This window comes from Holospora curviuscula (assembly GCF_002930195.1).
Lineage (GTDB): Bacteria > Pseudomonadota > Alphaproteobacteria > Holosporales > Holosporaceae > Holospora > Holospora curviuscula.
Genome location: NZ_PHHC01000135.1, coordinates 1 through 12334, shown reverse-complemented (window position 1 = coordinate 12334; position 12334 = coordinate 1). Strand labels below are relative to the sequence as shown.

Annotated in this window: 13 protein-coding genes and 1 pseudogene; 8 read left to right on the top strand and 6 right to left on the bottom strand. The window is 36.7% G+C overall.

The window, feature by feature from the left end:
- On the top strand, window positions 1–188 hold a 188-nt coding region (locus tag HCUR_RS08830), incomplete at its 5' end, for a hypothetical protein (RefSeq protein WP_207760972.1).
- Between the two features lie 169 nt (window positions 189–357).
- On the opposite strand, the gene HCUR_RS06695 is transcribed toward HCUR_RS08830, so the two are convergent.
- Window positions 358–603 (bottom strand): transposase, encoded by a 246-nt coding sequence (locus tag HCUR_RS06695; protein WP_129591968.1) that lies wholly within the window; start codon window positions 601–603, stop codon window positions 358–360.
- Window positions 563–847, bottom strand: coding sequence for a transposase (locus HCUR_RS06690; RefSeq protein WP_104207316.1), 285 nt, complete (start codon window positions 845–847; stop codon window positions 563–565). The genes HCUR_RS06695 and HCUR_RS06690 overlap by 41 nt, the downstream gene beginning before the upstream one ends.
- A 267-nt stretch (window positions 848–1114) precedes the next feature.
- Here HCUR_RS06690 and HCUR_RS09300 point away from each other — a divergent pair, with 267 nt between their 5' ends.
- The 5 genes from HCUR_RS09300 to priA all read left to right on the top strand — a co-directional run bounded on the left by HCUR_RS09300 (window position 1115) and on the right by priA (window position 6280).
- On the top strand, window positions 1115–1282 hold the full coding sequence (locus HCUR_RS09300; protein ID WP_207760971.1) for a hypothetical protein: 168 nt from the start codon (window positions 1115–1117) through the stop codon (window positions 1280–1282).
- Window positions 1283–1326: 44 nt separating this feature from the next.
- Entirely contained in the window at window positions 1327–1497 is a 171-nt protein-coding gene (locus tag HCUR_RS06685) for a transposase (RefSeq protein ID WP_104207315.1), read from the top strand.
- 1170 nt (window positions 1498–2667) lie between these two features.
- Window positions 2668–3171, top strand: coding sequence for an outer membrane protein assembly factor BamE domain-containing protein (bamE, locus tag HCUR_RS06680; RefSeq protein WP_165780841.1), 504 nt, complete (start codon window positions 2668–2670; stop codon window positions 3169–3171).
- Complete coding sequence (locus HCUR_RS06675) at window positions 3168–4166, top strand: tyrosine-type recombinase/integrase (protein WP_104207313.1); 999 nt, start codon at window positions 3168–3170, stop codon at window positions 4164–4166. Before bamE ends, HCUR_RS06675 begins: the two co-directional genes overlap by 4 nt.
- Window positions 4163–6280: a replication restart helicase PriA gene (gene priA / locus HCUR_RS06670; protein ID WP_104207312.1), complete on the top strand. Its 2118-nt coding sequence runs from the start codon at window positions 4163–4165 to the stop codon at window positions 6278–6280. Before HCUR_RS06675 ends, priA begins: the two co-directional genes overlap by 4 nt.
- A gap of 58 nt (window positions 6281–6338) precedes the next feature.
- Here priA and HCUR_RS06665 read toward each other — a convergent pair whose 3' ends face one another.
- Window positions 6339–7058 carry a F0F1 ATP synthase subunit A gene (locus HCUR_RS06665; RefSeq protein ID WP_104207311.1) on the bottom strand — a complete coding sequence of 240 codons (720 nt, stop codon included), beginning with the start codon at window positions 7056–7058 and terminating at the stop codon, window positions 6339–6341.
- Window positions 7059–7316: 258 nt separating this feature from the next.
- Window positions 7317–9185: a hypothetical protein gene (locus HCUR_RS06660; RefSeq protein WP_165780840.1), complete on the bottom strand. Its 1869-nt coding sequence runs from the start codon at window positions 9183–9185 to the stop codon at window positions 7317–7319.
- Window positions 9186–10134: 949 nt separating this feature from the next.
- On the opposite strand from HCUR_RS06660, the pseudogene HCUR_RS10330 reads away from it, so the two are divergent.
- Window positions 10135–10218: pseudogene (locus HCUR_RS10330) on the top strand (transposase); the annotation flags it as partial.
- 358 nt (window positions 10219–10576) lie between these two features.
- Window positions 10577–11227, top strand: coding sequence for an alpha/beta hydrolase (locus HCUR_RS06650; RefSeq protein WP_104207308.1), 651 nt, complete (start codon window positions 10577–10579; stop codon window positions 11225–11227).
- A 500-nt stretch (window positions 11228–11727) separates the two neighbouring features.
- On the opposite strand, the gene HCUR_RS09915 is transcribed toward HCUR_RS06650, so the two are convergent.
- Together HCUR_RS09915 and HCUR_RS09910 are read right to left on the bottom strand one after the other, a co-directional pair.
- Window positions 11728–11859, bottom strand: coding sequence for a hypothetical protein (locus tag HCUR_RS09915; RefSeq protein WP_279337786.1), 132 nt, complete (start codon window positions 11857–11859; stop codon window positions 11728–11730).
- Window positions 11860–11970: 111 nt separating this feature from the next.
- Entirely contained in the window at window positions 11971–12105 is a 135-nt protein-coding gene (locus HCUR_RS09910; RefSeq protein ID WP_104207307.1) for a transposase, read from the bottom strand.
- Window positions 12106–12334: the final 229 nt, after the last annotated feature.

The following is a 12334-nucleotide window of genomic DNA, read 5'->3' as shown; positions in this document are numbered from 1 at the left end:
TAGGGGATACCTTAAATGCGCAAATGGAAGATTTTTTATCTCAGCCCAGTGTTTCTTGTGATCAGATAACGTTGAAAGTATTTGGGATTTCAGCAGTTTATTTTTTATGTGCTTTTTTTACTCTGGGATGTTTGTTGGTGTTATGGAGAACACTGCATTTAGCAAAAAAAAAGAGTCTTATACAATAGTTATGTTTTAGAGCGGATTAGCGATCCGCCTTAATAATCGCATAGAATGAGGGATCATCACCTTATTTTCGGAAGCTTCTACAGCAATTTCCTACTCTTTTGACAATCTTGGATAATGATTGAGCCAAGAAAAGGTTCGTTCAACGATCTATCTTCTGGTGAACACAGCTCATTCTGGAGATATGCGTTCTGAAATTTCAATTGTCTTATTAAAACCGTTTCCCACAAACTCTACCATAGTCTCTCCATACCCGGAATCAACGCAAACGCTTTTGAGTGTCGAATATTGAAAAACATTGAACCCCCTACGATGATTAGCTTCATGAACAGTACCGTACACTAGAGTGCCTTGTGTATCCATAATACTATGGTGTTTACGTCTCTTTTTTTCCTCCGTCAATGCCGCGTTGTTCACAAGCCCCGGCAGTTTTGACACTGTGTGAATCAATCCTGCGATCGCTCGGGTGTTCACTTCCACCAGCCTTGATTTGACGTATCTTAACAAACTTGCTCAGTACTTTTTTCCATATTCCTTTGATCCTGCATTTTCGATAAAACGAATATACAGAGGAGTATGGCGGAACATCTTTAAGAAGCATTCGCCATGAGCAGGTGCTCTTTATTGTGTAAAATACTCCATTAACACGAGTCGTATTTATGAGATTTTCGTCGTAAGGGTTGAGGAATTAAACAGAAAGAAGGGGTGAGCTATGAGGACTCTGGTAAGCGTTTTGGAATGGGGCAGCAGACTATAGAAGGAGTACGCATTTAGAACCGAACTTAGTTCGCTCTAAGCCGGATGCTGAGGCTTATCAGCCAGAGCGTGGGGTTAGCACTGTTGGAATTTTGAAAGTCCTGGGATGCCTTGGGGGTCGCGATAAAAAAACTTAAATCATCCAAAGGCGGATCCAGAAAAAATATCTCTATTGTGCCAAAACCGTAATGAATTAAACAGCAAAGTTGATAAACGTGGAGTTGTCCATGATATGCAAAAAACCCACGGGTATTCTGTAAAAGAGCAGGGTTGTTACGGAAAACAGGATTGGGGTGCCAAAAGTAGAACAAATGTCTACAAGCGCTTGAATGAGATCTAGTTTTAAAGGTAATTAGATTACGTACGGGTTCTGTAGAGGTATTGATGTGTTGGGTAGAAGAAATGCTATTCACTCATATCCCAGAAAACTGTGGTGTTGTCCTGGATAATGCTGCCTTCCATCAAGGTCAAGCTATACAGAAAATAATTAAAGATGCTGGCATGCTTTACTTTCCTCCTTATTCTCCTGGCCTTAATCCCATTGAAAAACAATGAGCTCACGCTAAACAGATAAGACGTTCTAAAAATTCTTCAATTAACGCGCGATTCTCTATAACTATTTTATAGTTGATTGATTATAGTAGATCAGCTTGGATTAGGTAAAAAAGCATGGTAGGATAAAATGAATGTCCACACAAGCCTATAAAGTACCGCGTTAAGAAAAAAAGAAATACATTCCCTGAAAAAAAACCAACACAAAAAAGTATCATAAATGTTTGAGGTACACAAAAATACACTTAGTAACTGAGGTGATCGATATAAGAAAGAAGAAAAATACGATGCTAAAGAATGTTTAGAATATAAACTTAGGCTGGATTATTCAAAGGTAGAATGATTTATTAAAAATAATAATGAAAATACTAGAGCGAAAGATATTCGATATGAGTGTTCGATACGCAAAAGTATATACCACAACTGTATTCAAGAAACTAGGATTGAGTGATAAAAACACTCTTTCCTCTAGGCAATAACAGGAAGAAAAGCGAGATAGATATCTAGAAGTCATAATAAATATACCGAAGCAAAGTTTTGTATATAGTGATCAAAGTGTTACTGATATGGCGATTTTCAAAAATAGTGGATAGAGTAAAAAAAGCAAACAGTCTGTAGGCAAAACGCGTAGAAACTATTATAAAAGAGCTCTTAGTATAACTGGAATAATAAATCCATAGCATCCATGGGTTTTAACTGCTCTTGCACTATGAATATTTTTAATGATTGGGGAGAGCAGCATTGAATCAAAGCGCTAAAACCCAGCCAAATGATGATTATAGTGATGCCTAATTCCACAAGTCTCAGAAAACAAAAGAGAATTAATCAAATTTGTTGAGTGTAGGCTGATTTTTGACTACTATATTCACCAAATCTGAATTCAATAGACAAATCTTGGGCCAATACGAAGCAATGGATTAGAAAAAAAATTGACTTATATCAAGGCTTACATCAGACAATGGGTTAATATGTTATAATTCAACTGCTTTTACTATAGTTAAATAGTTTATCATTATTCTCTTTCCTGTGGTAGATGCTCCTTTTAATTTTTTATTTCTTCAAACATAACGTGCACTCCAAATTCTAGATTATGATCCCTATCTAAATAATTTAACTCTTAAAGACAAAACCTTAGAAAAGAAATCTTGTATTTTTAGTGAGATCATGGCATCCTTGAAGAAAAATTTAGAGGAATGGGGTATACTAGAATTGATAACCACCACGAAGAATATATCTTTAAAGATACTGCTGACAAGTTGTTTATTGTTCGGATGTGATCCAGAACGCAATGTGCGAGGCCGCGTTATTCCACCAGAAGACCTTATCCAGATACAACAGGGAGTAGGCACTTTAGACAAGGCTCAGGTAGAAAAATTGATCGGGCCTGCTTCCTCTGTATTGAGTTTCGATCAACACACTTGGTATTATTTTAATCTTTTTACGGAAACCTCTGCATTCTTTGCTCCTTCCATTGAAAAAAATCAGGGATTTGCCTTGCTGTTTACGGCTGACGGAAAGCTTGCAAAATATATTCCTAATTCTGGTACACACTCTTTAGAAATCGCCTTAAAAGAGACCGCTTTGCCTTCCACTCACAGAAAAGAGTTTTTAAAAGAATTATTCAGACATGGAGGGCGTTTTGAAAAAAAAGCACCTCCAACCCGTAGTAGATCATGACCTCTTCTCTTCTTACGTATCCCGAAATGTTCCAGGAATTTAAAATTTGGGGGATACATACCAAAAAAAAAAGCGTTTTAACCTTGACACGATACAAACAAGAAATTTTTTCTTTTTTGGAATTTTTGACTCAGCACTGGGGAAAACCCATAGAACACACATCTTTTCAAAATGTTACGCATCAAGATATCCGTAGTTTTTTTGCTTGGCGTATGGGACAGGGAGTACAGAAAGAAACCAATGCCATCGCCTTTTCTGCCCTTAAGTTCTGGTTTGCTTTTCTCAAGACGAAGACATTAGTCACAGAAATTCCCTACGAGAAGCTTAAGCGTCCCAAGTGCCGTACATCATTACCTAAAGCGCTTTCTTTATATCAAACGCGTCGATTAATAAAGAATTTTTACCCTGAGACTATTGAACACACCTCAGGTTGTTCGTTAGAAAAAGAACCTAATGCTCTTTCACAATCCTCTTCTATTCCCTGGGAAGATCTTCGAGATTACAGTCTTATCCTTTTATTGTACGGTGCGGGAGTACGTATTCATGAGGCCCTAAGCTTAAACCGAAGCCATTGGCCCCTCCAAGATCCTTGGCTTTTAACCATTCAAGGAAAACGCCACACAGCACGCTCCATTTTTTTACTGGAAGAAGTGCGTACTGCTGTCCAATCCTATCTAACAAGCTGTCCTTATGGATATCAAAAAGATATACCCCTACCCCTTTTTTTAGGCACTCGAGGAAAACGCCTCCAAGCGTGCGTTTTACAAAAACGTCTTCGGTTTTTGAGAAGTGCATTAGGACTTGCACACCACACGACACCCCATGCTTTACGGCACAGTTTTGCTTCCCATCTTTTACATCAAGGAGTAGATTTGCGCGATATTCAAACTTTATTGGGGCACGTATCTTTGCGATCTACTCAACAATATCTTCATATTAGTCCCCAAGCATTAAGTAGCATACACAAGAAATTTCATCCCCGTTCTTCTCTATGAGCGCTCTCATAGACACACATGTAAATTCGGAACCTTTTCCTAAGCCGGAGATCATATCCGTTCTACTTCCCATTCACAGCTCTCGTTTTTTTAGCTATAAAACCACAATACCGGTGCGTATTGGAAACTGTGTTAAAGTACCGTTTGGCTCTAAAGTCCTTTGGGGAATGGTTTGGGAGTTAGGTGCGCCTTTAGTGCCTAATCTAAAGGAGGTTATTGAGGTTTATTCTCAGTGGATAGGATCTCCAGGATTTATTGCGTTTTTACGTCAGTGCTCAGATTACACCTTAATTCCTCTAGGAAGTGTATTACGTATGGTATTTCCTGTACCAGAAATATTAGAATGGCCCTCTACAGTGCTGCAATGTACCCCCTCTTTTTCTAATACTCTTCGTGAATGCCCTTGGCCGGGAACCTTTGCGCAATGGGTTTTTGCCTATGGCTTACGGCGAGTACACACCTGGATAAACAACGCCCATCTTTCTTGCAAGGAAATGAGTACACAATCTTTTTTTTGTTCGACACCTTTTTTAACCGACCATCAAGAAGCTTCTTTAGGCCATATAGGCTCTTCCACCACGTTCATTGAAGGAATTACGGGAGCAGGAAAAACAGAAGTATGCTTAGCCTATATGAAAGATGTCCTTGATGCAGGAAAGCAAGTTCTCATCCTCGTTCCAGAAATTAGCTTGTGTCAACAATGGATTCAGCGTGTCCAACAATATTATTCGGGCCCTATTGGAATATGGCATTCAGGATTATCTTCTAAAGCCCGAAAATTTCATGGATGGAACATTTTAACAGGATATGCCTCTGTTATCATTGGGGCCCGTTCTGCAGTGATGTTGGGATACAGCAATCTGGGAATGATTGCGGTGGATGAAGAACACGACGGATCCTATAAACAAGCGGAAGGTCCTCCTTATCACGGAAGAGATATGGCAGTTTCGCGCGGATACAAAGAAAGCATACCGTGTCTTTTAATGTCAGCCACCCCGAGCTTAGAAAGTTATTGGAATATTCAACACAATCGTTATAGCCACGTTATACTGTCTCAGAGATATGGAAACGCCCAACTTCCTAAAATTCATCTATTGGACATAAAACAAGAAAAAGTTTCTTCAAAAAACTTACTCACGTTACCTTTGAGAGAAGCGTTACAACAAAACCTTATAAAACAAGAGCAAAGTTTATTATTTATAAACCGGAGAGGGTATGGAAATCTTTGGATTTGTTATCAGTGCGGATTCCGAGCGTCTTGTGGAAGTTGTAGTATATGGTTAAGCGTACATTACCTTCCACACCCTATATTAATCTGTCACTATTGTGGATTCAAGATGCCGCTTCCCAAAAGATGCCCCCAGTGTTTGGGAGAAAAAAGCTTACGTATATGGGGTGCAGGCGTAGAAAAAGTAAACCAAGAAGTCCAATCGTTTCTTCCCCAAGCACGCACATGTATATTGAGCAGTGACGTGTGCAGCAACTCAAAGTTATTGCAAACAACGTTAGAAGAAATTCAAAATCAGCAATATGATATTCTCATTGGGACCCAACTGGTAGCAAAAGGACATCACTTTCCTAATTTAACTTTGGTAGGCATTGTAGATGGAGACTTTGCTCTAAGTCATTTAGATTTACGCAGTGGAGAGCGTCTTTACCAAGTTTTGTGCCAAGTTGTGGGCCGAGCTGGTCGCGGAGACATTCCAGGAAACGCCTACATTCAAACTTCTCAACTTCAGCACCCTTTGTTTCAGTATCTGGAGCGCCATCATATTCAAGGATTTTTACAGGAAGAATTGGATACTAGAAAAAAATACCATTTCCCCCCCTACGTGCGTCTTGCAGCCCTAACGGTATCAGGAATAGATGAAAATTCTGTACATCAGTATTCTTTACTCCTCAAACAGCATTTTCCTCAGAACACGTCGGTAGAGATTTTAGGTCCCGCACCCTCCCCCATCAACCCATTACGTCGACGTTGGCGGTGGAGACTCTTTGTCAAAAGTCCAAAAAATTATAGACTACAAGACTATATCCGAAACACCCTCAATACGTTTACTGTTCCTTCCTGGCTTCGCTTACATACCGATATGGATCCTTATGATTTTTTATAACTTAACAACCCGATTCTCCATCCGGAAAAAAGAGGCAGCGCGCTTTTAAAGCTTCTGGTTAATGTTCATGCAATGCATCATTAAGATAGATGCAACTTAAAATAGCAAAAACATAGGCCTGTAGAAATGCAATAAAAAATTCAAACCCAGTGAAGACTATATTGAGCACCATAGGAATCACGCCCCAAGGCCCCATCATTACCACAAAGGTACCAATAATTTTCATCATACTGTGTCCCGCCAACATGTTTACGAATAATCGCACCGACAAACTTACAGGGCGAGAAAGATAAGAAATAATTTCAATGGGTACCAATACAGGAGCAATGAGCCAGGGAACATCTTTAGGAAAAAAAATCCGAATATATCCAGTGCCTTGACGATAAACACCTAGACCGGTTACAAAAACAAAGAGAATGAGTGCTAAGGTTAAATTTACAATTAGTTGCCCTGTGATGGTAAAGGCATAGGGAAAAAGTCCCAACAGGTTCCCCATCAGTACAAAAAAGAACGCAGAACTGATCAATGATACAAAAGGCATACCGCTAACGCCATTCACTTCCTGAACCATACTTTCTAAAAAAGATATGGGTAGTTCTGCAGCACTTTGCCAACGGGATGGGTAGAGAGAGGCACGACGCAAGCTAAATTTAAAAAAGAGTAAAATAAGTCCGGTTGCGACCATCATGTATACTGAGGAATTTGTGATGGACATATCTATGCCCCAATATCGCAAAGCACATAATGTTTTTACTTGAAATTGCGCTAATGGATCCATAATATATTATCTAAAATATGACATAGTAACTCTATTATACCTAAAATTCATGGATAAAAAACCCTCAATTTTGTATCCTGGAGGATAAAGATTTTATCCAACACTTTTATACTACTGAGGGCTTGGCTTTTTCCCAGAAAAACGTTATGGTCCACTAAAAACTCGTTTCTTAAATCCAGTACATGTCTAAAGATACTGTGCTTCATAAATTTAATAGAGCACAGTATTTAAAGAGATACAACTCTGAAATTTTTAAATTTACTCGAACTGCTTATGACTGTCTTTAGAGGCTTTTTTTTCTTCATTATTTGATAAAAATTCACGCTCAAGCTCAAAAGTTCCTTTTATATCGTGAAAATTTAATTTTTTAAAATTACTTTGAGAAAGAACACTTTGATTATATTGGTCATATTGCATACTAATAAAAACGTTGATACTCTCTTGCAAGAGAAGAGCGCAAGTTTTAAAGTCGTCATCAGAAAAATTTTCAAGTTTTTTAAGCATCCAATTTTTTGTTTTCGGCCACGCATCTTTTACAAATAGACTATCCTCTATATCCTGTTCGATATAAAAGATATCATTCCCCCAGAGCGCAACTTTTTCTTTATCTACTGTCTGCACGGCTACTTTCTTGTCTACAAAGTCTTTCTTTTGTAGCGATTCTTTACCTTGAATTGGAGATTGTATGCTTTCTAATTGAACAAACAGAATGTTTTTCTGTTCTTGCAATATACTAAGATCGATGTCCGTTTGCCCAACTAACAAGTTCGAAGTTAGCGGCAGGTTTTTGTATTGTGTAAGTAAATCAAGAATTTTTTCTCTCTCCCCCCCTAAGTTCATTGTGTTCTGGACCGCTTGCCTGATATCCAGTGTGAAGATATCTTCGTCTTGTAGAAATTCTGGATATTGTTCAAAAAAGTCTTTTTTCATAACCGTTTGAGCCTGTTTATCGTCGGTTCTATCTTCTACAACGTTTTGTGACTGCTCTTTAAGCTCCAATGTCATAACTTCTAATTCAGAAAGCAATTCGTCGTATCTTTTTTTAAGTTGATCTTTACGGGTGTTGTCGTCGATGAGTTTTTCATCATGAAAGTGTTCGACACTTAGCTTTTCCTGTTCACACGCTTTAAGTAAAGCCAAAACCTTTTCTTCCGAACCGCCAGAGTCCAGTACATTAGTGATCTTCTTCTTGATTTCGTCTTTGTCGAAACCGTTGTCTTTTAGAAATTCTTGATGTTTTTTAAAAAAGTCTTCTGGTATAACCTTTTGCGCTTGTCCACCTTGAGCTTTTTCATCTTGCTGAGTAACGCCTTGAGCTTTTTCATCTTGCTGAGTAACGCCTTGAGCTTTTTCATCTTGCTGAGTAACGCCTTGAGGAAAAAATTTGGCAAGCTTTTCTTGTATATGCTCCTGAACATGCCCGTAACCGATTTCCAATTTTGTTCCTTCTGCCGAAACGGCAATGTCGCTAATAAATCTTGTTAAAGCTTTTATAAAGCCGTCTGTTTTTCCAGATTCAAGAGAGGGAATTAACGTGTTTAACGCAAAATGTTCAATTTTTTTCCAATCTTCCGCGTTTATTTTTCTTTTCAAAATGTTACTATTCTCTCGAAGTGTTTGTAATGCGTTTTGACACTCTGTTTTTAGCAGAATTTTTTCTTTCTCTGATAACATATTAACTATAGGATCTTCAGCCTTCTTAATATTTTGAATTTGTTCAGAAGTGTTTGGCGGTTTAGGCTGAAATTGCTTATCTAGGTCGTACCCGGAAATAAAATAAGTCGGGATCGCTTCTGTTAGCTTTTTTTTAAAGGTATTTACCACATCATAACGATTCTTATCTTTCTTATTTTTCTTATTTTTCTTATCTTTCTTATCTTTTATGCTTTCTATAATACACTTCTTTGATTTTTCTTTAAACTCATCCAGATAAGGGGTCTGAACCTTACCGAAATACTCTGTTAAGCATTTTTTTATTTCTTTCCAATCCTTTGAATTTATTTTATCGCTTTTAGTCGTATTTTGAGCATGAAAGGCTTCAAGCTCCTCCAAAAATTCTTTTTCATTATGAGCAAAAGCTCCTATACTCATTATTATCATTAAAAAATAGATATATTTTAACTTCATAGTCATTAAAGTGAATAAAAAATTACTTTTTAAAAGTACAATAAAAAATTATTTTTGTCAACAAAATTTTTTACTGAAAATATTAACTTTATTTTGTACAATGTTTTTAGACAAACAAGAAAAAATTTTCAGTAAAAGCGCTTAACTTTCTACTCTTATACTACCTAAAATGCAATAAGTGTTTTTACACCTATAAATTTCATGGTAAAAATTCTTTTATAGTAATTTAGCTTGAAAATGGGATTATATGTGGTATAAAATTAAGTAAGATGACACAAAGACAATAGAGCTGGCAAGAAGACAATACTACCTAGAATTAAAAAAAGAGGAAAAGAATACATCAACTTAGGTAATGATCAAAAGACGCGCGCAACAATAGCTTATGGTGCGTAAGTAGAAGGTGAATACGCTAGAAAAAAAAGAAGGAATACTCAAGCACGATTATGGAGTACAGGAAAAAAAATTCAAAATCAACTAAAAATATAGATTAAAAATAACGAACATAAAATATGAGCAGAGCTATTTAACGCAAGCATTGATTTTGTCTATAGAAGGCTTAAAAAGTGAGACTTTAGCGATAAAAAAACCTTTACCTCTAAGGCAGGCTTGTGAATAAATATTAAGAAATAATTAACCATATAGCGCCTAAAAATCTTGTATAGAGTAACGAGAGCGGTATAAAGATGAGGATTTTCAAAGACATAGGGTGAAGTAAGAGAAGCAAAAACTGATTGTAAAAAATGTGTTATATATTTTAAAAAAACCCATAGTATCGCTGCAATAATGCATCTATACCAGCCATAACGGGTCTTGCAATAGAAATTTTTTTAATCATTGGGGGATAAACAGCGTTGAGTCAAAGCGCTAAACTCCGGCCTGATTATGGATCATGCCTCATTTCATAACGCTTATAAGACACAAGAATTAACATGAATCACTTGGCTGCGAGCTAGTGTTTTTACTGCCATATTCGCCTGACCTGGACTCCATTGAGATATTCTGGTCGCACATGAAACGATGGATTAGACTATAACAGTACTAAATGATATAAGGCCTTACTTCAATTCTTTTAAATCTCATATACAAGCTAAATCACTATATATATAAATTTACTATATCGTACCCCTTTATAGGCAGTCTAAAATATTCTATTGGAGCGGGGATTTTATTATATAAACTCTATTAATAATGAAATAAATGTATATATTTATAGAATAATTTTTATTTTTTGAACAAAATATATCATTAATTAATTTTTTTTATTATTTTTTTAAAATCTGATAAAGGTTAAAAATCATTTACAGAAATAATCTTGATTTATTGTGAAGGTTCAGTATCATGTATTCTGTAGGAGGGTTGAGAATCCAAAATTCATTTAAAGACTTAATACTATGAAAGATCTTTTACTGCGCGCTACCAAAACAGAAAAAGCCAGGCTTATTTTATTTCACGGATACGGGGCCAATGGAGAAAACTTATTTCAGTGTGGACAATATTTTCAAAAAAAAAATCCACATTTAACCGTTTTTATTCCGCAGGGACATGAAACGTTTGAAGGAGATCCCAGCGGAAAAGGACGACAGTGGTTTTCTTTAGCAGCTTTTTCCTCGGAGGACTTGATAAATACTAAAGGGTATTCAGTAGCCTTACAGTACGCCATCGAACGCTCTGCTCGCCAGGTGGCAAAACGGTTTCAGGCCTTTATAGAGTCTTCTGTGCCTGTGGTAGTTTCAGGATTTTCTCAAGGTGCTGCGCTGGCTTGTCACTTAGGATTATTTCACGTAACTTGTGCAGCAATTTTAGGATTTTCAGGATTTTATCGAATTCGCACACCTCCTATATTTTTTCCAAATTTTTGGCTTTATCATGGCAGACAGGATTCTGTGATCCCTCTTGAAGCTATGGAACTAACCTACCAAGATTTGATATCCAATCATCTTTCTGTACATCGATGGGTTGACCCAAAAGCTGCGCATCATATTTCCACTGAAGGATTAGATAAAGCACTAATGTTTTGTAACAATGAAGTGTGGAAAATTTAATTCAGACTTTTTAGATATTTCTTATCTATGTAGTCTAAAAATTTTTTTCAGTTGTTTTCTAAAACTTCTTTGAGATTACAAAAATAAGCAATTTTTCGTTAATAAAAAGCATCACGGGGGGCGGGGTAAAGTGCGTAGTTAATAACTGACTACATAGTAAATCATATTGAATTAGGTTCAAAAAAGCACTGTTTTAAAGCATTGTAGAGATACGTAAACTCAAAAAAAGTCACGTAAACCATTTTTTTAATCTATTGAGGATTATGTTAGTGAAAGCGAGTTGAATAAACCCTTTGGCTGATGAAGTAGACTGCTCATAATTTTTGAATAGCCTCCTAAAATGATCTAATCAAGCCAATGAACACTCTACAACCTGTCGCTATTATTTTACAATGCTAAGCCAAGCCTCTTACGTATGAAGATAAACCTACTGATGTAGATCGCCTTGATATCCTTGATGCGCTAAAATTCTGACGAGCTTTAGAAATTTTTTCTTCAAGCTAAAGTAATACTTTTTTGGCACATTTTCTATCATGAGGCTTAGCGCTATGCACATCACTATTTAGCCGATAGCCCAAGGTGTCTACTCCTAGATGTCTTTTTCCTACCCGCCACTTTCTTGCCCCCATCATACTCTTTCTCTTCATTGTTTAAAAGAGCATGGGTGCACGCTCTGGCTATCCATAATTCTTGTGCTAAGATTTTTCTCTTTTCCGCTCTTGATTTTGAGGATATCTCTAGGTTTATCCATCAATGCTTAAATGCTCTCTATGCTTTAGCCTGTTAAAGTCATTCAATACGCTCTTCCATGGTCCAAACTTTTTAGGAATATCTCTCCAAAAACAGCCATTTTTTTGATATAAACTCTGCCCTTCCATACCCGCCTAGCATCTTTAGACGGCGGCCTTGACGTCCTTGCCAACATTTTTAGTACATTTATCCCTAACTGTGAGGATAGGGTCTTAGAATGATGTTTTTATGCATCGTATCATTTTCTTTTTTTTAGTGTAAAACATATAAAGTATTTAAATTAGTATTAAAGAATAATTTAATTTTTAAAGTACTTCCGAATAACTCTACCAGTTTTAATTTAATCCATCAATTTAG

Coding starts and splice junctions, on each gene's coding strand:
- HCUR_RS06665 (WP_104207311.1), bottom strand. CDS start 7,058: ATGGATCCATTAGCGCAATTTCAAGTAAAAACATTATGTGCTTTGCGA.
- HCUR_RS06650 (WP_104207308.1), top strand. CDS start 10,577: ATGAAAGATCTTTTACTGCGCGCTACCAAAACAGAAAAAGCCAGGCTT.
- HCUR_RS06685 (WP_104207315.1), top strand. CDS start 1,327: ATGTGTTGGGTAGAAGAAATGCTATTCACTCATATCCCAGAAAACTGT.
- HCUR_RS09910 (WP_104207307.1), bottom strand. CDS start 12,105: ATGGAAGGGCAGAGTTTATATCAAAAAAATGGCTGTTTTTGGAGAGAT.
- HCUR_RS06675 (WP_104207313.1), top strand. CDS start 3,168: ATGACCTCTTCTCTTCTTACGTATCCCGAAATGTTCCAGGAATTTAAA.
- HCUR_RS06660 (WP_165780840.1), bottom strand. CDS start 9,185: ATGAAGTTAAAATATATCTATTTTTTAATGATAATAATGAGTATAGGA.
- priA (WP_104207312.1), top strand. CDS start 4,163: ATGAGCGCTCTCATAGACACACATGTAAATTCGGAACCTTTTCCTAAG.
- HCUR_RS09915 (WP_279337786.1), bottom strand. CDS start 11,859: ATGATGGGGGCAAGAAAGTGGCGGGTAGGAAAAAGACATCTAGGAGTA.